Below are 21299 nucleotides of genomic sequence, written 5' to 3' on the forward strand. Positions count from 1 at the left end.
GGCCCCTTCGTCGTACGGGCGGGTGGGCTACTTCTTCTTGCCCTGGTTCTTGACGGCCTCGATGGCCGCGGCTGCCGCGTCCGGGTCGAGGTACGTGCCGCCCTTGACGAGCGGGCGGAAGTCGGCGTCGAGCTCGTAGTGGAGCGGGATGCCGGTCGGGATGTTCAGGCCGGAGATGTCCTCGTCGGAGATGCCGTCGAGGTGCTTGACCAGGCCGCGGAGGCTGTTGCCGTGGGCGGCGACCAGGACGGTCCTGCCGTCGAGGAGGTCCGGGACGATGCCGTCGTACCAGTACGGCAGCATGCGGTCGACGACGTCCTTGAGGCACTCGGTGCGCGGGCGCAGCTCCGAGGGGATCGTGGCGTAGCGCGGGTCATCGGACTGCGAGAACTCGGTGCCGTCCTCAAGGGCCGGCGGCGGGGTGTCGTACGAGCGGCGCCACAGCATGAACTGCTCCTCGCCGAACTCCGCGAGGGTCTGCGCCTTGTCCTTGCCCTGGAGGGCGCCGTAGTGGCGCTCGTTCAGGCGCCAGCTGCGGTGGACCGGGATCCAGTGGCGGTCCGCGGCTTCCAGCGCGAGCTGGGCGGTGCGGATGGCGCGCTTCTGGAGCGAGGTGTGCAGCACGTCCGGGGCCAGGCCGGCGGCCGTGAGCAGCTCACCGCCGCGCACTGCCTCCTTCTCGCCCTTCTCGGTGAGGTTGACGTCCACCCAGCCGGTGAACAGGTTCTTCGCGTTCCATTCGCTCTCGCCGTGGCGGAGGAGGATCAGCTTGTACGGTGCGTCGGCCATGCGTACGAGCGTAATCGACATGTGGGGTGCCACGCGCGCGTGTCCGCGGGCGTGCGCGCGACGCGCCGCGGATTGACGGTCGCCGTCAATCGGGTAGCGGGTGGGCAGGCTGCGTACGTAAGTTGCGGACATCAGACGAGCCACTTACATCCCTCGGGGGAGACCCATGTCCTCAGCAGGTCCCGCAGCAGGTCTGAGGCGCGCCGTGCGCGAGAGCGTCTCGGGGCTTCCCCGGGAGTTCTGGTGGCTCTGGACGAGCACCCTGGTCAACCGGCTCGGCGCGTTCGTCGCGACGTTCATGGCGTTGTACCTGACGCTCGACCGGGGCTACTCGGCGACGTACGCGGGTCTGGTGGCCGCGCTGCACGGGCTCGGCGGTGTCGTCTCCTCGCTCGGCGCGGGGGTGATGGCGGACCGGCTGGGGCGGCGGCCCACCCTGCTGATCGCGCAGATGTCGACGGCGTTCTCGGTCGCACTGCTGGGCTTCGTGCAGCATCCGGTGGCGATCGCCGGAGTGGCTTTCCTGGTGGGCATGGCGAGCAACGCGTCGCGGCCGGCCGTGCAGGCGATGATGGCGGACATCGTGAAGCCCGAGGACCGGGTGCGGGCGTTCTCGCTCAACTACTGGGCGATCAACATGGGGTTCGCGATCTCCTCGGCCGGTGCCGGTTTCCTCGCCGAGTACAGCTATCGCGCGGGCTTCCTCATAGAGGCGGCGATGACGCTGGTCTGCGCGGTGGTGGTGTTCCTGAAACTGCCGGAGTCGCGGCCCGAGCGGACGGTGGCCGAGAAGGCGGCCGAGCCGGTGGTCGGGATGGGGACGGTGCTGCGCGACGGTCGCTTCATGAGTGTGGTGGGGCTGTCGTTCCTGGTGGCACTGATCTTCCAGCAGGGGTACGTGGCCCTGCCGGTGGCGATGGGTACGGACGGGTTCAGCAGCTCCGACTTCGGTACGGCGATCGCCGTCAACGGCGTACTGATCGTGGCGCTCCAGATCCCGGTCACCCGGTTCATCGAGCACCGCGACCCGCGCCGGCTGCTGGTCGTCTCGTCGCTGCTCGCGGGGTACGGGTTCGGGCTGACCGCGTTCGCCGGATCGCTCGGGGTGTACGTCCTGACCGTGTGCGTGTGGACGCTCGCCGAAATCATCAACTCGCCGGTCCAGACGGGACTGGTGGTACGGCTCTCGCCGGTGCACGGGCGCGGCCGTTACCAGGGCATGTACACGATGTCGTGGGCGGTGGCGGCGCTGACGGCCCCGCTGCTCGGCGGGTTCGCCATCGACCGGCTGGGAGCCGCGTGGCTGTGGGGCACGTGCGCGGTGATCGGGATGGTCGCGGCGGGCGGGTACTGGCTGCTGATGCGGAGCCTGCCGCCGGAGCCTCAAGAGGCGGCGGCGGTCGAGCGGGTCTCCGTACCGGAGGAGTCCGCGGCAGTGTCCCGGACGGCGAAGCCGGCGGAGGTCGCACCGGGCGCATAGCCGCGTGCGGTGGAGGTGCGGCGGGCGTGCGGCAGAGTGCGCGCGGGCGGCAGAGCGGGCGGTGGCGCGTGCCTCGGTCACGCGCCTGCGTCGGTCGCCCGGCTTCGTCAGGTGCCCGGCTTAGTCAGTCGCGCGGCTTCGTCAGGTGGGCGAAGGCGTCCAGGTTGCGGGTGGACTCGCCGCGCGAGACGCGCCAGGCGTACTCCTTGCGGATGGCGGTGGCGAAGCCCAGTTCCAGGAGGGTGTTGAAGCTGCCGTCGGCGGCTTCGAGCACCGAGCCGAGGAGGCGGTCGATCTCTTCCGGGGTGACGGCCGCCAGGGGGAGTTTTCCGGCGAGGTAGACGTCGCCGAGGGAGTCGATCGCGTAACCCACCCCGTACAGGCGCAGGTTGCGCTCCAGGAGCCAGCGGTGGACGGCCTCGTGGTTCTCGTCGGGGTGGCGGATCACGAAGGCGTTCAGCGAGAGCGAGTGCTGTCCGAGGATCAGGGAGACCGTGGTGGACAGCTTGCGGGTGCCGGGGAGCTTGACCACGTAGGTGCCCGGCCGGGGGCTCTCCCACTCCAGCCCGGCCTCTTTGAGGGTCGCTTCGAAGGTGTCCCGCGCGTCAGCCGTTCGACCTGTCTCAGCCATGGTGCGAGCGTACGTGACGGCGGTGTTCGTGCATCGCCGCGGTGTAGACGTCGGCGGTGGCCGAAGCGGCGGTGTCCCAGCCGAAGGCCTGGGCGTGCCGGGCGGCGGCCGAACCCATGGTGTCGACGAGTCCGGGGTGGTCGATGAAGCGGCGCAGGGCGCGTGCATACGCGGCCGGGTCGTGCCCCTCTATGAGGAAGCCGGTCGACCCGTCCCGTACGGCGACGGGCAGGCCCCCGACGGCCGCGGCGACGACCGGGGTGCCGGTGGCCTCCGCCTCGATGGCGACGAGCCCGAAGGACTCGCTGTAGGACGGCATGACGAGGACGGACGCGGCGCGGAACCAGTCCGCGAGGCGGTCCTGGCCGACCGGCGGACGGAACCGGACGACGTCGGCGATGCCCAGCCTGGCGGCGAGCTTCTGGAGCTTCTCCGGCTTGGCCATGCCGGAACCGCTGGGGCCGCCGACGATCGGCACGACCAGCTTCGTACGGAGCGAGGGGTCCTCGGCGAGGAGGACGGCGACGGCGCGCAGCAGGATGTCGGGGGCCTTGAGGGGCTGGATGCGGCCGGCGAAGAGCGGTACGAACGCCTCTTGAGGCAGCCCGAGGCGCTCGCGGGCCGCGGCGCGTCCATCGGCCGGGCGGAAGCGTTCCAGGTTCACGCCGGGGTGGACGACGGCGACCCGGCCGGGGTCGGCCTCGTAGAAGCGGACCAGCTCGTCGGCCTCCTCGGCGGTGTTCGCGATGAGGCGGTCGGCGGCGCGGACGATCTGGGTCTCGCCGATGACGCGGGCGGCGGGCTCGGGGGTGTCGCCCTCGGCGAGGGAGGCGTTCTTGACCTTGGCCATGGTGTGCATGGCGTGGACGAGGGGGACGCCCCAGCGTTCGGCGGCGAGCCAGCCGACGTGTCCCGAGAGCCAGTAGTGCGAGTGGACCAGGTCGTAGTAGCCGGGGCGCTGTCCGGCCCAGGCCTGCATCACGCCGTGGGTGAAGGCGCAGAGCTGGGCGGGCAGCTCCTCCTTGGCGAGGCCTTCGTAGGGGCCCGCGTCTATGTGGCGGACGAGGACGCCGGGGGCGAGCTCCACGCTCGGGGGCAGGCCGCCGGTGGTGGCCCTGGTGAAGATCTCCACCTCTATGTTGATCGCGGCGAGGCGCTTGGCGAGCTCGACGATGTAGACGTTCATGCCGCCCGCGTCGCCGGTGCCGGGCTGGTGCAGCGGCGAGGTGTGCACGCTGAGCATGGCGATGCGGCGGGGCTTGCGGGCTGCGCCGGGGAGGCGGAGGCGGGGCGGGGCCGCCGCGGCCAGAGTGCCGGTGAGTCGGGAGACGTACTGGCTCACGTCGACGGTCCTCCTCGACTGATGCGGAGATCTGCTTGTGGGCAGGTTCTGGGCAGGGCTGAGCGGGGGCGGTACGGCCCTTCCGAAGGGGGAGAACAGTGGAGTTCCGCGGTCCATTTCCGTTTTGCCAAATCATTGCATTGCGATGCGGTGTGTCCTGGCCCGCGATCCGGTGTGCCCCGGTCCGCTTAGGCTCGTTCCATGGCCTCCCGCACCTCTTCCCCGCGCCCCGTCGGCGCCGTCACCCGCGGGACCACGAACCCGAACCGGCTGCGGCGGATGGACCGCTGGATCGCCGCCGTGCACGGTCCTGTGCTGCACCGTACGGACGGGGCGGTGGCCGTCGACCTGGGGTACGGGGCCGCGCCGTGGACGGCGGTGGAGCTCCTCGGACGGTTGCGGACGGCCGCGCCAGGCGTCGAGGTGACCGGTATTGAGATCGAGCCCGCGCGGGTGGCCGGGGCGAAGCCGTACGAGCGGGCGGGGCTGACCTTCCGGCACGGGGGCTTCGAGGTGCCCCTGGAGGGCGGCCGGCGGCCGATGCTGATCCGGGCGGCGAACGTACTTCGACAGTACGACGAGGAGCAGGTGGCCGCCGTCTGGCAGCGGCTGCGCGAGCGGCTGGCACCCGGCGGGCTCCTGGTGGAGGGGACCTGCGACGAGATCGGGCGGCGGCACGTGTGGGTGGCGCTGGGCACGGACGGCCCGCGGACGGTCACCTTCGCGACCCGGCTGGGGTCCCTCGACCGCCCCTCCGACCTGGCGGAGCGGCTCCCGAAGGCGCTGATCCACCGGAACGTGCCGGGTGAACCGGTGCACGCCTTCCTGCGGGACTTCGACCGGGCGTGGGCGGCTGCCGCGCCGTTCGCGTCGCTGGGCGCGCGGCAGCGGTGGATCAGAGCGGCCCGGGACCTGTCGGCGGACTGGCCGCTGACCGGGCCGCACTCCCCCGCCGGACATGCGGCGGCGGACGGGGAGCGGCGGTGGCGGCAGGGCGAGGTCACGGTGCGCTGGGAGGCGCTGGCCCCGCGGAACACCTCGTACCGGTGACGGAAGGCCACGTACCGGTGAACAAAGCAGGTCATTGCCGGGGTGGGCGGAATTCGGGGAACGGGAAATCGATCTCGTTCGTCGGAGGGGTGTGCAGGGAAGGGCCGGAAGGTTCTTGGGGGTTGTGAGGGGATGCTGATTCCGCCTCTGTCGCTTTTGCGGGAGGCGTGGCAGCATCGCGCGAGCACCGCCAAGTTACTGACGGTAAATCAGATTCTGAACTCGCTCCGGGGGGAGCTCGTGAACCGAAGCCGTAGTAGCCGCACAGGCCGCAGCCGTAGCCGGGGCAGCAGCGTCACGACCGCCATGGCGCTGGTCTGCGCGCTGAGCGTGCTGGTCCTGCCGGGGCAGGCGTCCGCCGATCCGACACCGCCGCCCGCGTCCGGGGGCGGGGCCGGGGGTGATGCCGACAAGAGCCTGAACGACGTACGAAGAGAGATAGACGGTCTGTACCGCAAGGCCGCGGTCGCCACCGACGCCTACAACCTGGCGGAGGAACAGACGCAGAACCAGTCCGGCGAGATCGTGAAGCTGGCCAGGTCGGTCGTGACGGGCGAGCAGCGGATCAGCCAGCTCAAGAACCGGCTGGGCGCGCAGGCCCGCGCACAGTACCGGTCGGGCGGGATGCCGCAGAGCGCGCAGCTGATGCTGAGCGGCGACCCGGAGTTCTTCCTCCAGGGCGCGGGACGCATGCAGCAGGGCCAGACCGCCGTCAAGAGGATGCTGGACGAACTGACCAGGACCCAGGAGGACTTGCGGACGTACTCCCAGGACGCCGGCAGCCAGTGGCAGAAGCTGGAGGCCAACCGCAAGCGCAAGGAGAAGGCGCAGGCGGAGGTCAAGCAGCGGATCGCCGCGGCGGAGAAGCTGGAGGCCCGCCTGGAGGAGAAGGAGCGCACCCGGCTGCTGGAGCTGGAGCGCGAGGAGCAGTACCGCTCGCAGACGACCTGGCTGAAATCGGGCGCGCTGAAGGACGGCGGCAAGGGCGGCGCGGCGACGACGGCACAGGGCAAGCAGGCGGTGGCCTACGCGACGGCCCAGATCGGCGATCCGTACGTATGGGGCGCGGAGGGACCCGACTCCTTCGACTGCTCGGGCCTCACCCAGCAGGCGTGGGCATCGGCGGCCCGGGGGATACCGCGGACGTCGCAGGAGCAATGGAGGCTGCTGCCGAAGGTCGCGGTGGCGGACATGCGGCCCGGGGACCTGATCATCTACTTCTCGGACGCGAGCCACGTGGGGATGTACGTGGGCGACGGCGCGATCGTGCACGCACCGAGGCCGGGGCGGGACGTGACGATCGCGGGAGCGGGCTCGATGCCGATACTGGGCGTGGTGCGGCCGGGCTAGTGGACGCGGCCCGGCAGGGCGGCGGGACCGGAGGCCGTCAGTGGCCGGTGCGCGAGCACGGACGGGATCTCGGGCGGGAGCACGGACGGGAGCGCGGACGGACGGGAGCGCGGACGGGGACGCAGGCGGGAGCACTGGCGGAGCGCGGAGGTGGCCTCCGCTCAGGGTGATCTTTGTCATGGCAAACGCGGCAGCGAACCGGTGCCGGATCCGTGGCGGGACGCGGCTTATGCCTGGCCGGAAGCGGTGAGGACGGCTCGCATATGACCGGGGCGGATTCGTGAACGGCATTCCGTTGCGGCGCCCGGTACCGCTAAGGTCCCCGTTTGGCGGGGCGTCGTTCGGCGTCCCACCGTGCCCTCGGGGGGAGGGAAGGAACCGAACCGATGCCCGTACCCATACCGCGGCAGAGAGTAGTGCCCGCCGTGGAAAGCGGTCAGGCCGGCCCTCAGCACACCGCACCCCAGCAGCCGACCGACCTCACGCTGCTGGTGATCGAGAACGACCCGGCGGACGCCTTCGCCGTGCCCGACCTGCTCGAATCCGCAGGCGGTCCCCGTGTCCGTGTCCGCACCGCCCGCAACCTCACCGAGGCCGGCCGGCTGCTCACCGACGACGTGCACTGCATCCTGCTCGACCTGGCCCTGCCCGGCTGCGGCAGTTGCGCCGAGTGCCGCGAAGACATCGCGAACAGCGGCGCCGGTGAGTCCGACGGGACCGGTGGGACCGGTGGAACCGGCACCGGCGGCAGCCCGCTGGGCGCGCTCCGCGACGTCCTGCGGATGGCGCCCCATCACGCCGTGCTGGCGCTGACCCCGCCCGACCGGGCCGAGCACGCCGCCGAGGCGGTCCGGGCGGGCGCCCAGGACTTCCTGTTCCGCGACGAGCTGGACGGCCGGCTGCTGAGCCGCGCCATCCGGTACGCGGTGGAGCGCAAGCGCGCCGACACCGCCTCGTACAAACTGGCCGAGTCCCGACTGCACGCCCAGGAGAACGCCCGTCTGGAGCGCGGTCTGCTCCCGACGCCGCTGCTGGAGGGATCGGACCTGAAGTTCGCGTCCCGCTACCGCCCCGGCCGCTCCCGTGCGCTGCTCGGCGGTGACTTCTACGACACCGTCCGCACCCCGGACGGCACCGTTCACGCGATGATCGGCGACGTCTGCGGCCACGGCCCCGACGAGGCGGCCCTCGGCGTCGAACTGCGCATCGCCTGGCGTGCGTTGACCTTCGCCGGACTGTGCGGGGACGAACTGCTCTCCACGCTCCAGCGCGTCCTGGAGCACGAGCGCGAGAGCGAGGAGATCTTCGCGACGCTCTGCACGGTCGACATCGCTCCGGACGGCCGCCGCGCCGGTCTGTGCCTGGCCGGTCATCCGGCTCCGCTGATCGCCCGCCAGGGACAGCTCGCCCAGCTCATGCCGTACGACGACGGGGGCCCTGCCCTCGGCCTGCTGCCGCGCGCCCGCTGGCCGCGCCAGCAGGTCGAACTGGGCGGCGCCTGGAGCCTGTTGATGTACACGGACGGCCTGATCGAGGGCCGGATCGCCGGAGCGGACGGCACCGGCCGCCCCGGCCGGCTCGGCCAGGACGGCATGGTCGCGATGATCAACCGTCAGCTGTCCGAGGGCCTGCGCGGCGAGGAGCTCCTGGAGGCCGCCGTCACGCGCGTACGCGAACTGAACGGCGGCGAGCTGACGGACGACGTCGCCGTCCTCCTGCTCGACCGGGAGGCCGGCAGCCGGGAGACCGGCAACCGCGACGCCGGCAGCCGGGACGGCAGTGGCAAAAAGGCCAAGGACCGCGGCAGACCGCCGCGGCCCTCCGCTCAACGCCCGCCGTTGTAGGGCCCGTACGGCCCGTCGCTGCTGCTGCCGCCGCGCCGGCCACCGCCGCCGCCGGAGACCTGGCGCAGGGCGGGCCGTACGTCCACCAGGAAGACGATCGACGCGACCAGACCCGCGATCTGCAGGAACAGGATCGGCACCACCAGGTTCACGACGACCGTGATGCCGAGAATGACCAGCCAGAAGTTCTTGGACTGCTTGTCCGCAGCCCGGTACGCGTCACCGCGCGCGGTCGCGGCCATGATCAGCGCGGCCACCGCCGTGACAAGGAAGACCAGCCCGACCACGAACATCAGCCCGACATCGAATCCCTCACGCAACATACTGAGCACCGCCTCATCCGGTTCGACCGACTCGTGACCGCCTTGGCCAAGGTACCGAAACGACGGACCGGACGCCCTTGCGGCGATCCGGCCCGTCGTGTTCCGCTCCCGCACACCTTCGTACGCGGGACTACTTCTCCTCGGCCGCCGGGGCCGTCTTCTTGGCCGCGGCCTTGCGCGCCGGGGCCTTCTTCGGCTCCGGGTCCGCCTGGAGCTCTGCGACGGTGGGCTCGGAGGCAGTGGACTCGTCGGCAGCGGGCTCCGCGGCCTTCTTCGGCTCCGGGTCCGGCTCGACGGCCACGGCGATCTCGTTGATCTCCTCGGCCGCCTCGCCGCGCCAGCCCTTCACGGCCTGCTCACCGTGCTCGGCGACCTTCTCGTACGTCTCACGGGCCTTGACCGCGTACTCGGCGGCCACGCCCACGCCCCGCAGCGCGAGGTCCTGGGCGGTCTCGCCCAGCTTCTTCAGGTCGGTGTCGAAGGAGCCGATCACCTCGGCGAACTTCGCCTGAAGGGTGGCCTGCGCCTCCTTGGCCTGCGAAGTCACCTTCTCCTGCACGGCCTTGGGGTCGGCCTGCCGCACCTTCTCGAAGCGCTCCGGCGCCTCGTCGGCGAACTTCTTGGCCTGCTGCACGGCGAGGTCCGCCGTACCGGCGACGAAGTAGAGGGGGGTCGGGTCGGCGAGGTTCTTACGCAGGTCATCGCTGATGGCCATAACTGTGGTCCTCCCGGATCGCATCAGTGTGAGGGTGGGGCGGCATCACTGTCCGCGCCGGGCGCCGCGTCCGCGGACGCCTCGCCGGTCGCGCTCTCTTCCACGCGTTCTTCCGCGTGTTCCTCCGCGCGTTCCGCCGCGCTCTCCGCCGCGTTCTCCTTGCGGAAGGACTCGTAGATCTGGAGCAGCACCTGCTTCTGCCGCTCGTTGATCGAAGGGTCGGCCAGGATGACGGCACGCGTCTCCAGCTCGTCCCGGTCCTTCTCGTCGAGGATTCCGGCCTGGACGTACAGCGTCTCCGCGGAGATCCGCAGCGCCTTGGCGAGCTGCTGCAGGATGTCCGCGCTCGGCTTGCGCAGGCCGCGCTCGATCTGGCTGAGGTACGGATTGGACACCCCGGCGGCCTCGGCGAGCTGCCGCAGCGACAGCTGCGCGGTGCGCCGCTGCTCGCGCAGGTACTCCCCGAGATTGCCGACGTTCAGTGATGCCATGCCCCGATGGTGCACCCTCCCTGCTAACTTTTGCAAGCGCCTGCTTGCAAAAGTGCGCCACGCCACGTGCGGGCACCGCTCGCGTCGATCGCGCTCGCCCATCCGGGGCCCCGCGGGCCGTGGCCGCGTGACCGCCGCCGCTTCGGCTCGTTTCGCCTCTCATGAAGAAGATCATTCTGCTGGCTGCCCTGCCCGCCCTCGCCCTGGCCATGGCCGCCCCCGCCCAGGCGGACGACCACGACAGCACCTTCGGCGCCGGAGTGAACGCCGCGAACAACTGGAACTTCACGGCCGCCGCCGTCTGCTTCCAGGAACTGGCCGTGGCCCCCCTGGGCGGCTGGACCGGCGACCACGTCAACCACTGCACCAACGGAAACGTCATCGACCACTCCGGTCGCTGATCCGGCGTCGAGGCCGATCGTCCCGCCCCGGGTGGCGCAGCACCGCGGTGCCGCGCCACCCCATCGCTTCACGCCGCGGAACGTCACACCGCGGCAGTGCCGAACCACTTGGCCAGGTGGTCGAGCAGCTCCTGCTGGTTCTCGCCTGCCCAGACCACGTGGCCGTCCGGGCGCAGCAGTACCGCCGGTACGTCCAGTTCCTCGCTGACGTCGACGACGTGGTCGACCCGGTCCGCCCAGCCCTCCGCCGAGAGCCGGCCGGTCTGGTCGAGCAGCAGGCCGCGGCCTCCGTGCATCAGCCCGTAGAGGCGCCCCTGCTTGAGCTGTACGTCCCGCAGGCGCCGACCGAGCAGTTCGTGGCCCTCGCCGAAGTCGTAGCCGATGTCGACCGCGGTGATCATCCCGGTGACGTACCGGTTGACCTCCTCGAAGTCCATCAGCTTCGCGAACAGCTCCCGCAGCGCGGTCGGGCCCGGGTCGGTGCCGAGGAGGGTGATCTGGGCGCGGGTGTTGTCCAGTACGCGGGCGCCCACCGGGTGCCGTTCGGCGTGGTAGGTGTCCAACAGCCCTTCCGGAGCCCATCCGTTGACCGCTGCGGCCAGCTTCCAGCCGAGGTTGAACGCGTCCTGCACGCCGAGGTTCATCCCCTGCCCGCCGGTCGGCGGGTGGATGTGCGCGGCGTCGCCCGCCAGCAGTACGCGGCCGACGCGGTAGCGCTCGGCCTGCCGGGTGGCGTCGCCGAACCGGGAGAGCCAGCGCGGCGAGTGCGCGCCGAAGTCGGTGCCGGCGAGTGCCCGCAGCTGCTTCCGGAGGTCCTCGATGGTCGGCGGGGTCGTACGGTCCTCGGACACGCCGTCGGCGGGCACGACCACGCGGTACACCCCGTCCCCGAGGGGCTGGGCGCCGAAGCGCAGTTGGGTCTTGCGGACCTCGTCGCCGACAGAGTCGATCGTCTCCTGGTCCGCGGTCAGCACCATCTCGCCCAGCAGCGTCTCGACCGTGGCGGGGACACCGGGGAAGTCGACGCCGATCTGCTTGCGGACCAGGCTGCGACCGCCGTCGCACCCGACGAGGTAGCGCGAGCGCAGCCGCGTACCGTCCGCGAGGTCGACGGTCACGCCCTCGTCGTCCTGGCTCACCGCGACCACTTCGCAGTCGCGCCGGATCTCGGCGCCGAGTTCGAGCGCGCGCTCGCCCAGGATCCGCTCGCTGACCGGCTGCGGGGTGGCGACGCCGAACGGGTGCGCGGTGTCCAGCCGGTCGGGCCACGGCTTCATGATGCCGCCGAACAGACCGCCGACCTGGAACTTCTCGCTGACCGCGAGGAACCGGTCCAGCAGGCCGCGCTGGTCCATGACCTCGGCGCTGCGCGCGTGCAGGCCCTGCCCGCGGCCCTCCTTGGTCGGCTCGGTCAGCTTCTCCAGCACGACCACCCGCACGCCGTGCAGCCGCAGCTCGGAAGCCAGCATCAAGCCGGTCGGTCCGCCGCCGACCACGATCACGTCAGTCATCAGAATGCCCATCCCATGTCATGTCATTTCCGCAGGTCACGGCCTTGAGTTGCCCCATGATGCGGTACGGAACGGGCCTTGCCGCAAGCCCCCCGGTGGGCTATAAATTAAGAGTGGCGAGAGGTGATCACCTTCCCTCCCGGTCCGCCTCAGCCGGTGAATCCGGTCCGCCTCAGCCGGTGAATCCCGGCACCACCAGACCCGATTCGTACGCGATCACCACCGCGTGGGTCCGGTTCTGCGCACCGAGTTTGATCAGTACGTTCCCGACGTGCGTCTTCACCGTCTCCAGGCTCACCGTGAGCGATGCCGCGATCTCCGGGTTGGACAGGCCGGTGGCCATCAGCCGCAGCACCTCCTCCTCCCGTCCCGTCAGCGCCGCCCTCGGCAGGGCTTCGGCGGAGCCCAGCGGGCGGGCGGCGACCATCCGGCGCAGGGCCGCCGGGAAGAGGATCGCCTCCCCCGCCGCCACCACCCGTACCGCCTCGGCGATCTGCCGGACCGGCAGCCGCTTGAGCACGAACCCGCTGGCGCCCGCGCCGAGTGCGGCGGTGACGTAGCCGTCGTTCTCGAAGGTGGTGATCACCACGACCTTCGGCGGTTCGGCCGCACCGGGCGACTCGGGCGGCTCGGTGAGGAGCTGCCGGGTGGCCTCGATCCCGTTGCGGCGCGGCATCCGTACGTCCATCAGGACCACGTCCGGCCGCAGTTGGCGCGCCAGCTCGACCGCTTCGACGCCGTCGGCCGCCTCCCCGACCACCTCGATCCCCGGCTGGGCGTGGAGCAGCATGCGCAGCCCGCTGCGGGTCACCTCGTCGTCGTCCGCGATCAGGAGCGAGACCGGGGCAGGGGTGGGGACAGCGGCGGGGGCAGGGGCAGCGGCGGGGGTGGCTGCGGGGCCCGGCCCCGCGGGTCCGCTCATGCCGACAGCCTGATCGGCAGCCGGACCGCCAGCTGCCAGCGCTGCGGCCCGTCGGGTCCCGCCTCGATCTCGCCGTGCAGCAGCCGCACGCGCTCGGCCAGTCCCGGCAGGCCGTGCCCGGACGTCCGGAAGACGCCAGGGTTCTTACGTACGCCCGAGTGCGTACGTACTCCCGTGCCCACGTCCGTGGCGGTCCCCGCAGTCCCGGTCCCGTTGACCACGCCGAGCTCAAGCCGGTCCGGCAGGGCCGCCACCCGGACGCCGATCGGACCGCCCGTGCCGTGCCGCAACGCGTTCGTCAGTCCTTCCTGAAGGATCCGGTACGCGGCCCGGGAGAGCGTCCCGTGCACCTGCGCCCACTCGCCCGAGAGCTCCACCTCCAGCACCGCGCCCGCGTGCCGCAACCGGTCGAGCAGCTCGGGCAGGTCGGCCAGGGTCCGGGTCGGCGCCGTCTCCGCCTTCTCCTCGCGCAGTACGCCCAGTACGTAGTCCAGGTCCTCCAGCGCGGCCCTGGCCGACTCCTCGATGCTGCGCAGCGCGGCCCGCGCCGCCACCGGGTCGGCGGAGAGCACCTCGCCCGCCACCGCCGCCTGGATCGTGGTCGCGGTCAGCGTGTGCCCGATCGAGTCGTGCAATTCGTGGGCCAGCCGGTTGCGCTCGGCCAGCCGCTGTTCCCGCTCGGCCATCAGCGCGAGCCGCTCGGCCGACGAGGGCCCCAGCAGCCTCGGCGCCAGCCACCGCAGCGCGCTCGTCACCACCACGCACACGACCGCCGCCAGCAGCAGGCAGCCGAGCGCCACCACCCAGCTCCGCCAGCCGCCGTCGGACCGCAGCGACCAGCCGAACAGGCTCAGCCCGGCTTCGGCACCGAGCCAGTCCCCGGGGAGGGCGATCCCCATGAGGATCAGCACGCCGCTCGTCAGTGCCCCCGCCCACCCCAGCGCCACGTGCAGCAGCAGCCAGAGGGGAGTCCGCCAACGGTCGGCGCCGGACGGCACGGCGGCAGGGGCCGGCAACGGCACCTTCAGAAGTGGGCGGGCGAAGGCGATCAGTGCCCGCCGCGTCGTGCGGGCCAGGCCTGCCCAGCAGATCAGTGCTGCCCAGACCGGGAGGACCAGGGCGGCCTGCGGTCCGTAGGGAGCGGACGGCCACGCCATCGCCGGCAGCATCGCGAGGAACAGCGGCGGAAGGCTCGCCAGCGCGCCGCAGTAGGCGAACAGCATGCCCGAGTACGTGGAGCCGCGCAGCAGCGGCCGGATTCCCCTGATCATCGTCCAGCCAGTATGACCGTGCAGGTCAGAGCGGGCCTCCCCCGATCGGGGGAGGCGCATCTCCCGCCTTTCCGCGATGTGTTCGCACGCACCCGGAGGCCAGGATCGTGCCCTGATCTGTTGACCGGAGGACGGCTGATGACGAACGCACAGAACACGCTGTTGACCACGCAAGCGGCACCGGCCCAGGGCTACGGCCCGCGTCCGGCGCGTGCCGGGAACGGCCTGGCCGGGACCGCCATGGTGCTGGGGGTCATCGGCCTGTGCACCTCGATCTTCTTCGTCGGCGGCCTGGTCGGCGTCGTGGGCCTGGTCCTGGGGCTCTTCGCCCTGGCCTCGGCCGGACGGACCGGCACGGGCACCGGCCGGGGCAAGGCCCTCACCGCCGTGGTGACCTCGGCGCTCGCGATCGTGGTGTCCGTCCTGGTCACGATCGCGTGGGTCTGGTACGCGAACCAGACCCAGGAGTGCTACCGGATCAACGGCGTCCAGCAGTACGTGCAGTGCGTCCAGCAGCAGCTCGCCAAGGCCTGAAAGGCCTCACGCGGGGTGCGCACGCGCCCTGGCCGCCAGCAGCACCACGAGTCCCGTCGGTACGAGAAGCAGCGCGAACGCGGCGGTGTAGCCCGGGAGTTCGGAAGCCCCCGCGCCCAGGGCCGCGTTGAAGAGCGCCGAGGCGACGCCGAGGACCACGATCTGGCCCAGGTTCTGGGTGGTCTGCATCGCACTGCTCGCGTAGCCCTGCCGGTCGGGCGGGGTGTGGGAGAGCGAGAGCAGGGTGAGCGAGGGGGCGAGCAGGCCCATGCCGACGGCCGCGACGACCATGGCGGGGGCGGCGGTGAGCGCGGGTACGGACGGGAACGTGCCGACGGCGGCGAGCACGACGGCGACCGCGAGCAGCAGCGCCCCGGCCGCCACCACGCGGTGCCGGGGAAAACGGCCCAGCCGGCGGCTCTGCACCCAGGCGGCACCCGCCCAGAAGACGGCGGCCCCGGTGAAGGCCAGTCCCGTCTGCACCGGAGGCACCTCCCGTACGGTCACCAGCATCAGCGGAACGAACGCTTCCAGGGTGAAGAAGACCCCCGATGCCAGCCCCCGCAGCAGCACCGAAGCGGGCAGCCCGCGCGCCGCACGCAGCGTGCCGGGCGGCAGCAGGCGCGGTGCGAAGACCCCGAGCAGCGCGAGCGCGGCCACCGCGTACAGCAGATGGGCCGTGTCCCAGCCGGAGGCCGCGTACTGCCCGAGCGCCGCACCGACACTGACCGCCGCGGCCAGCCGGAGGCCCGGACGGTGCGAAGCCGCCTCCGGGTCGCTCAACTTCCCCTTCTCGTACGGGACTTCCTCCGCGCGGTCGCGCAGCATGAAGACCACCGCCAGCGCCGGGAGCGCGGTCAGTACGGCCAGGCCGAGGAAGACGGTCCGCCAGGACGACCACTCGGCCACCAGGCCTGCCACCGGCGGCCCGACCAGGGACGGGACGATCCAGCAGGTGCTCAGCAGTGCCAGGGCGCGCGGGCGGAGGTGCTCGGGGTAGTTCTGGGCGATGGCGGCATTGACGGCCACGGTGATCATTCCGGCGGCGAGGCCGTCCAGGAAGCGTCCCGCGGCGAGTTGCCAGACGGTGGTGCTGAGTCCCGAGACGACGAGGGTGGCCACCGCGAGCACCGTGCCCGCCATGATCGGGCGGCGCGCGCCCGACCGGTCGGCCCAGTCGCCGCCGAGCACCCCGCCCAGCAGGCTCGCGGCCACGAAACAGCCCGCGACGAGGGGGAAGAGCGCGACCCCGTCCAGCTCCTGCGCGGCCACCGGGAGGGTGGGGACGACGGCGAGCGCGGCGAATCCGGTCAGGAACATCACGGCGGTGATGCCGAGGGTCAGGGCGGCGTACGGACGGGAGAAGAGGCCAGGACCGTCCGCGGCGCCCTCGGGGGCGGGGGTCCGGGAACGTACCGGCGTGTCAGCAGCATCATCCGTCACGAGCGCACAAGCTATGCGGGGCGGCCGGAGCAGTGCCACTCGATTTCCTCAAACCGCTGCGCCTACTTGGCAGTTGCGAGCGCCGCCTGCCAGACGGGGCTGTCGACGTAGTGGTTGTCGTAGAGCTCGGAGGAGTCCTTGATCTCCTGCGGGCCCGCCTCGCCGCGCATCACCCGGCCGAGCAGCCGCAGGTAGTCGAAGCGGGGCATGCCGGGCGTGAAGACGAAGAGGACGTCGGCCACGGAGCCGGGGGCGGCGGCGAAGGCGTGCGGGGTGTGCGGCGGCACGAGGAGGAAGTCGCCCGCGTTCAGGGTCTGCACCTCGTCGTCGACGAGCACCTGGAGGGAGCCGCCGATGACGAAGAAGAGCTCCGACGCCCGGGTGTGGAAGTGGGCGGGCGCGCCCACCGCGCCTTCCGCGAAGGTGGAACGGTAGCTGGTGACCGTGGAGCCGTCGGTGCCGCAGTCGGCGAGCAGGGTCATGACGCTGCTGGGGTCACTGGTGGTCTCGGCGGTGGCGGCGCGGGTCAGGACGGGCTTCGCGGTGACGGAGGCGTTGTTGCTGGTCATGGGGGTGACTCCCGGCGGGTGAGCGGTGGTTCCGGCTGCTGCCGTTGCCTTGTGAGATCAACTTTAGGCAGTGGAGTGACCCCGCACAGGGTGCATTTGGATGCTGGTTCAATGGGTCAATTACCGGCCGCCGACAGCTCGGGCCGCACCGCTTCCAGGTACTCCGCGATCGCGTCCCTGTTCCGCCGCAGGCACTCCACCCGGGCCGACATGCGGTCCAGTTCCGTTTCGAGGGTGGCGAGCATCTCCGGGGTCGCGTCCGGGAAGTGGATGGTGCGGGGCTTGTCGAGGCACGGGAGGATCTGCTTGATGATCCGGGTCGGCAGTCCGGCGTCGAGGAGGCCGCGGATCTGGGCGACGCGGTCCACGAAGCGTTCGTCGTACTCGCGGTAGCCGTTCGCGGCCCGCTCGGCGGCGATGAGACCCTGCTCCTCGTAGTAACGCAGCATCCTGCGGGGCGTGTTGGTCCGCTCCGAGAGCTCACCGATGCGCATACGCCCTCCCCCGTGAATCCGGCTGTGACCCACGCCACAGCGGCCCGCATTGACCTTCACATCAATGTGAGGGTTCGACCATACCGCCATGCGAACTCAAAGCCCCGAAGCACCAGTTGACGTCCGGCCCCGCACGGCCCCCGCCGCCAAGCTCCCCCTCGGCGCACTCCTCGCCCTCGCCACCGCCGTCTTCCTCACCAGCCTCACCGAGACCCTGCCCGCCGGGCTGCTCCCCGCGATGAGCGCCGACCTCGGCGTCAGCGAGTCCGCCACCGGCCAGACGGTCACCGTCTACGCGATCGGCACGGCCCTCACCGCGATCCCGCTGACCGCCGCGACCGCCGCCTGGCGCCGCAAGCGGCTGCTGCTGACCTCGATGGCCGGCTTCGCCGCCGCCAACACGGTCACCGCGCTCTCCTCCGACTACACCCTCACCATGGTGGCCCGCTTCGTCGCGGGTGTCGCGGCCGGTCTGGCCTGGGCGCTGCTCGCCGGGTACGCCCGCCGGTTGGCCCCCGTACACCTCCAGGGCAAGGCGATCGCGATCGCCATGGCGGGCATCCCGGTCGCGCTGTCGCTCGGCGTCCCGGCGGGCACCTTCCTCGGCAAGTCGCTGAACTGGCAGGTGGCGTTCCTGGTGATGACCGGCCTGACCGTCGTCCTGCTCGGCTGGATCACGGCGATCGTCCCGGACTTCCCGGGGCAGGCCCGTACCAAGAAGGCCGCCAACGCCGTGGGGGCCGGCGGCGCCGTGCGCGCCAAGACCCCCGGCGTGCTGAGCGCCCTCCGCGTCCCCGGTGTCACCCCGGTCCTCGCCGTCACACTCGTCTTCGTCCTCGCGCACACCATCCTCTACACCTTCATCGCCACGTTCCTCGCCGAGCTCGGCATGGGCGACTCCATCGACCTCGTACTGCTCGTCTTCGGCGCCGCGTCGCTGGTCGGCATCTGGGTCGTCGGCGCGCAGATCAACCGCCGCCTGCGCACCCTGATGATCACCGGCACGCTCCTCGTCGCGGTCGCCGCCGCCCTGCTCGCCGTCCTCTCCGACAGCACCGCCGTGGTCCACGTCGCGGTCACCCTGTGGGGCCTCGGCTGGGGCGGCGCCCCGACCCTGCTCCAGACCGCCGCGGGCGACGCGGGCGGCGAGCAGGCCGACGCCGCGCAGGCCATGCTGGTCACCGTCTGGAACGCGGCGATGGCGGGCGGCGGAGTCGTCGGCGGCATCCTGCTCGGGATGCTCGGCTCGACGCCCTTCCCGTGGAGCGTGCTGGTCCTGCTGGCCCCGGTACTGCTGGTGGTCCTGGCCGCCCGCACCCACGGATTCCCCAAGCGCCGTAGGGAATCGGCCGGTTGAGCACCGGGGGCGGTCCGCCCCGGAAGACAGGGAGGGTGGCCCGGCGGAAGCCCGGACCACCCTCCCTTCATGATCACTGCCGCGCCCCGCCGGCTCTCCATCGCCCGCCACGCCGAGGCCACCCCCGACGGGACCGGCCTCACCGCCGCCGGCCGCAGGCAGGCCGTACTCCTCGGGGAGCGGCTGCACGGCGTACCGCTGGCCGCGATCCACCACGGGCCGCTGGGCCGGGCCGCCGAGACCGCGCGGCTGGTGGCGGAGCAACTGGAGCCGGGCACACGTCCGCATCCGCGGGTGAGCGAGGCCGCCGGGGACTACGTACCGTACGAGCCGGTACGGGAGGAGCTGCCCGCCGGGATCGACGCCGACCGGTATCTCGGCTTCCTCGCGGGCCAACCGGCGGAGGCCCGGGCGGAGGGGCCCCAACTCGCCGCCCGGGCAATGGAGTTGTGCACGGGCCCGGTGGATTCCCCGGCAGCGCAGGCCGAGGATGCGGATGCCCCGGCAGCGCAGGCCGAGAGTGCGGACGACCCGGCAGTACCGGCCGGGGGTGCGGAAGTACCGGCCGGGGGTGCGGACGCCCCGGCCGCCCGCCACGAACTCGTCGTCACCCACAACTTCCTCGCCGCCTGGTTCGTACGCGCCGCCCACGAGGACCCGGCCTGGCGGTGGCTCGGCCTCGATCTGGCCAACGCCGCGCTGACGGTGATCCGTTACGCCCCCGGCCGCCCCGCCTCCGTACTCGTACTCAACGACATGAGCCACCTGCCCGCGGAGCTGCGCCGGACCGGCCACCCATCGGAAACGCACGTCTGGCACGGGCCCGACGGCTCTGCCCCGCTACCCCCGGAACGTGTCCGCGATCCCGTCCCGCAACTGCCGGAAGGCGAAACCGGCTGCCGCCACCGCCTCCTCGTACACGGCGTCGGCGCTCTCGCCCTCCTCGATCCGCCGCCAGTTCTCCAGGGCGAGCACGCGTAGCACGACCCCGATCTGTCCGGCGGCGAGCCGCGCCGGCACACCGCCCCCCGGCACACCGCCCCCGGGGGCGTCCCCGAGGACTTCGCCGAGCGCGGTGGCCAGTGCCGCCTCCGAACGCCGCATATACGTGTGCAGCCGCGCCTCCAGGCTCGGCGTCCCGTACAACAGCCTTTGGTAGGCGAGCACTTGAGCGTTGTCGCACAGCCCGGTGATCGGGTCCCGCGCCGCCAGCCCGGCCAGGAAGTGCCGCTCCAGCGCGTCGAGCGGCGCGACCCCGGCCTCCTGTCCCGCACGGACCACCCGCGCCGACTCGTCCTCGTGGTCGGCGAACCGGTGCAGCGCGAGGTCCTCCTTGGCCGGGAAGTACCGGAACAGCGTCGGCTTCGACACCTCGGCGGCTGCCGCCACCTCCGCCACGGACACGGCGTCGAAGCCGCGTTCCAGGAAGAGTGCGATCGCCGCGTCGGAGATCGCCTCGTACGTCCGCCGCTTCTTCAGCTCCCGCAGACCGGTCCCGCTCACCGCCCACCACCCTGCTCGCACTGCTCACGCTGCTCGTCACTCTTGCGCACCAGCGCCTCGATTCCGTCCAGCAGCCGTTCCATCCCGAAGACGAACTCGTGGTCGGGGTCGTCGGGCAGGTCCAGCACGCCCGACTCCAGCATCCGGGTGACCGCCGGATAGCGCTCGGCGTCGGCCAGCCGGGCCAGCAGCCGCCCGTACCGTGCGAGCGACTCCTCGGCCGTGGTGCCGGCCTTGGCCCGGGCTTCGGCGAGGTCGGCCATCATGCCCACCTCGCTCCGTACGAACCCGCTGACCAGCAGGATCACCGAGATCCGGTGCCCTTCGTCGAGCCCGGACCCGTCGAGCGCGGACAGTCCGCGCTCCATCCAGGCGACGGAATTGGGCGTCGCGGGAGGCCCGCCGACCGGGATGCGCGTCGCCCACAGGTGTTGCCGCGAGCCGTCCCGCAGGGCCCGCGCCCAGGCGGTCAGCGCCTCGCGCCAGGGGGTGCCGGGGGCGGGCGGTGCGGGCGGCAGCCCCATGGCCGCTTCCTGCATCAGTACGTACAGCTCGTCCTTGGCGGCGACGTACCGGTAGAGCGACATGGTGGACACGCCGAGCTCCTTGGCGAGGCGCCCCATGGAAACGGCCGCGAGCCCCTCATCCGAAGCGATCCGCACGGCCGCGCCGACGATCCGGTCGAGGTCGAGCCCGGGGCGCGGCCCCTTCCCCGGGCGTTCCCGGAGCCCCCAGGCGACCTCGATGCTCGCGGGCAGATCACCCCTCTGCCCACCCGCCCGCTGCTCCTGCTGCTCCTGCTGCTGCTCCTGCTGCTCCCGCTGCTCCCGCTGCTCCCGCTGCTCTTCGGCCACAACCGCCTCCTTCCGCCCGTTCACCCGCCCGCGCACCCTTGACGGCCATCCTAGTTATGCGTAAGCCTTACGCAGTAGCGCGTATGCCATACACAGAAGCCTGCGAGAGGCGTCCCGTGCCATCAGCCGAACAAGCAGTCGCCCCCGCGATCGAAGCGACCGGCCTCACCAAGTCCTACGGAACCCACCACGCCCTGAAGGGAGTCGGCCTCTCCGTCCCCCGGGGCACCGTCTTCGCCCTGCTCGGCCCGAACGGCGCGGGCAAGACGACAGCGGTACGCATCCTCGCCACGCTCACCACCGCCGACGCGGGCACCGCCAGGGTCGGGGGGCCCGACGGCGTGGCCGCCCGGCCCAAGGTCCGCCCGCACAACCACCGGCCCGCCCAGGACGCCCCCGTGGCCGACCGCCACACGCGCGCCGAG

At 71.9% G+C, this 21299-nt stretch carries 22 protein-coding genes and 1 pseudogene; 9 read left to right on the forward strand and 14 right to left on the reverse strand.

The features are described from left to right. Positions 1–27: 27 nt before the first annotated feature. Positions 28–789 (reverse strand): phosphoglyceromutase, encoded by a 762-nt coding sequence (locus tag ACWGIG_RS21870; RefSeq protein ID WP_453323314.1) that lies wholly within the window; start codon positions 787–789, stop codon positions 28–30. Positions 790–955: 166 nt separating this feature from the next. On the opposite strand from ACWGIG_RS21870, the gene ACWGIG_RS21875 reads away from it, so the two are divergent. Continuing rightward, a complete protein-coding gene (locus ACWGIG_RS21875; protein ID WP_453323315.1) occupies positions 956–2269 on the forward strand; it encodes an MDR family MFS transporter in 1314 nt (437 codons plus the stop codon). Between the two features lie 124 nt (positions 2270–2393). Here the strand turns inward: ACWGIG_RS21875 and ACWGIG_RS21880 are convergent, their stop codons facing one another. Together ACWGIG_RS21880 and mshA are read right to left on the reverse strand one after the other, a co-directional pair. Next, a complete protein-coding gene (locus ACWGIG_RS21880) occupies positions 2394–2900 on the reverse strand; it encodes a YbjN domain-containing protein (protein ID WP_453323316.1) in 507 nt (168 codons plus the stop codon). Then, entirely contained in the window at positions 2893–4242 is a 1350-nt protein-coding gene (gene mshA / locus ACWGIG_RS21885; protein ID WP_453323317.1) for a D-inositol-3-phosphate glycosyltransferase, read from the reverse strand. Before mshA ends, ACWGIG_RS21880 begins: the two co-directional genes overlap by 8 nt. A 201-nt stretch (positions 4243–4443) precedes the next feature. Between mshA and ACWGIG_RS21890 the strand changes: the two genes are divergently transcribed. From ACWGIG_RS21890 to ACWGIG_RS21900, 3 genes are all read left to right on the forward strand, one after another. Then, a complete protein-coding gene (locus tag ACWGIG_RS21890) occupies positions 4444–5292 on the forward strand; it encodes a class I SAM-dependent methyltransferase (protein ID WP_453323318.1) in 849 nt (282 codons plus the stop codon). Positions 5293–5598: 306 nt separating this feature from the next. After that, positions 5599–6642 (forward strand): NlpC/P60 family protein, encoded by a 1044-nt coding sequence (locus ACWGIG_RS21895; RefSeq protein ID WP_453323334.1) that lies wholly within the window; start codon positions 5599–5601, stop codon positions 6640–6642. Between the two features lie 386 nt (positions 6643–7028). Continuing rightward, positions 7029–8486: a PP2C family protein-serine/threonine phosphatase gene (locus ACWGIG_RS21900; protein WP_453323319.1), complete on the forward strand. Its 1458-nt coding sequence runs from the start codon at positions 7029–7031 to the stop codon at positions 8484–8486. Here ACWGIG_RS21900 and ACWGIG_RS21905 read toward each other — a convergent pair. The 3 genes from ACWGIG_RS21905 to ACWGIG_RS21915 all read right to left on the reverse strand — a co-directional run bounded on the left by ACWGIG_RS21905 (position 8468) and on the right by ACWGIG_RS21915 (position 10015). After that, positions 8468–8809: a DUF2516 family protein gene (locus tag ACWGIG_RS21905; RefSeq protein WP_362423337.1), complete on the reverse strand. Its 342-nt coding sequence runs from the start codon at positions 8807–8809 to the stop codon at positions 8468–8470. The two genes, ACWGIG_RS21900 and ACWGIG_RS21905, sit on opposite strands and share 19 nt — an antisense overlap. Before the next feature lie 130 nt (positions 8810–8939). Next, positions 8940–9524: a hypothetical protein gene (locus tag ACWGIG_RS21910; protein WP_453323320.1), complete on the reverse strand. Its 585-nt coding sequence runs from the start codon at positions 9522–9524 to the stop codon at positions 8940–8942. Positions 9525–9547: 23 nt separating this feature from the next. Further along, a complete protein-coding gene (locus tag ACWGIG_RS21915) occupies positions 9548–10015 on the reverse strand; it encodes a helix-turn-helix domain-containing protein (RefSeq protein WP_453323321.1) in 468 nt (155 codons plus the stop codon). A 161-nt stretch (positions 10016–10176) separates the two neighbouring features. Here ACWGIG_RS21915 and ACWGIG_RS21920 point away from each other — a divergent pair, with 161 nt between their 5' ends. Then, positions 10177–10416, forward strand: coding sequence for a hypothetical protein (locus ACWGIG_RS21920; RefSeq protein ID WP_453323322.1), 240 nt, complete (start codon positions 10177–10179; stop codon positions 10414–10416). An 83-nt stretch (positions 10417–10499) separates the two neighbouring features. On the opposite strand, the gene rox is transcribed toward ACWGIG_RS21920, so the two are convergent. The 3 genes from rox to ACWGIG_RS21935 all read right to left on the reverse strand — a co-directional run bounded on the left by rox (position 10500) and on the right by ACWGIG_RS21935 (position 14120). Then, a complete protein-coding gene (gene rox, locus ACWGIG_RS21925) occupies positions 10500–11927 on the reverse strand; it encodes a rifampin monooxygenase (RefSeq protein WP_453323323.1) in 1428 nt (475 codons plus the stop codon). Positions 11928–12099: 172 nt separating this feature from the next. After that, positions 12100–12849, reverse strand: coding sequence for a response regulator transcription factor (locus tag ACWGIG_RS21930; protein ID WP_453323324.1), 750 nt, complete (start codon positions 12847–12849; stop codon positions 12100–12102). Continuing rightward, the gene (locus ACWGIG_RS21935) at positions 12846–14120 is read right to left on the reverse strand and encodes a sensor histidine kinase (protein ID WP_453323325.1); all 1275 of its coding nucleotides are present in this window, start codon (positions 14118–14120) and stop codon (positions 12846–12848) included. Before ACWGIG_RS21935 ends, ACWGIG_RS21930 begins: the two co-directional genes overlap by 4 nt. 138 nt (positions 14121–14258) lie before the next feature. Between ACWGIG_RS21935 and ACWGIG_RS21940 the strand changes: the two genes are divergently transcribed. Continuing rightward, on the forward strand, positions 14259–14654 hold the full coding sequence (locus ACWGIG_RS21940) for a DUF4190 domain-containing protein (RefSeq protein ID WP_453323326.1): 396 nt from the start codon (positions 14259–14261) through the stop codon (positions 14652–14654). 6 nt (positions 14655–14660) lie between these two features. Here ACWGIG_RS21940 and ACWGIG_RS21945 read toward each other — a convergent pair whose 3' ends face one another. From ACWGIG_RS21945 to ACWGIG_RS21955, 3 genes are all read right to left on the reverse strand, one after another. Next, complete coding sequence (locus ACWGIG_RS21945; RefSeq protein ID WP_453323327.1) at positions 14661–16097, reverse strand: MFS transporter; 1437 nt, start codon at positions 16095–16097, stop codon at positions 14661–14663. A gap of 62 nt (positions 16098–16159) precedes the next feature. Continuing rightward, the gene (locus ACWGIG_RS21950) at positions 16160–16666 is read right to left on the reverse strand and encodes a cupin domain-containing protein (protein WP_453323328.1); all 507 of its coding nucleotides are present in this window, start codon (positions 16664–16666) and stop codon (positions 16160–16162) included. A gap of 116 nt (positions 16667–16782) precedes the next feature. After that, complete coding sequence (locus ACWGIG_RS21955) at positions 16783–17160, reverse strand: MerR family transcriptional regulator (RefSeq protein ID WP_453323329.1); 378 nt, start codon at positions 17158–17160, stop codon at positions 16783–16785. Positions 17161–17248: 88 nt separating this feature from the next. Here ACWGIG_RS21955 and ACWGIG_RS21960 point away from each other — a divergent pair, with 88 nt between their 5' ends. Then, positions 17249–18517, forward strand: a complete 1269-nt coding sequence (locus tag ACWGIG_RS21960) for an MFS transporter (protein WP_453323330.1) — start codon at positions 17249–17251, stop codon at positions 18515–18517. 69 nt (positions 18518–18586) lie between these two features. Then, positions 18587–19330 (forward strand): annotated as a pseudogene (locus tag ACWGIG_RS21965) (histidine phosphatase family protein); the annotation flags it as partial. 27 nt (positions 19331–19357) lie between these two features. On the opposite strand, the gene ACWGIG_RS21970 reads toward ACWGIG_RS21965, so the two are convergent. Then, positions 19358–20020: a TetR family transcriptional regulator gene (locus tag ACWGIG_RS21970; protein ID WP_453323331.1), complete on the reverse strand. Its 663-nt coding sequence runs from the start codon at positions 20018–20020 to the stop codon at positions 19358–19360. After that, the gene (locus ACWGIG_RS21975) at positions 20017–20874 is read right to left on the reverse strand and encodes a TetR/AcrR family transcriptional regulator (protein ID WP_453323332.1); all 858 of its coding nucleotides are present in this window, start codon (positions 20872–20874) and stop codon (positions 20017–20019) included. The genes ACWGIG_RS21970 and ACWGIG_RS21975 overlap by 4 nt, the downstream gene beginning before the upstream one ends. A gap of 83 nt (positions 20875–20957) precedes the next feature. Between ACWGIG_RS21975 and ACWGIG_RS21980 the strand changes: the two genes are divergently transcribed. Further along, a partial coding sequence (locus tag ACWGIG_RS21980; RefSeq protein ID WP_453323333.1) for an ATP-binding cassette domain-containing protein occupies positions 20958–21299 on the forward strand: 342 nt, incomplete at its 3' end.

Source organism: Streptomyces sp. NPDC054863 (assembly GCF_053610825.1).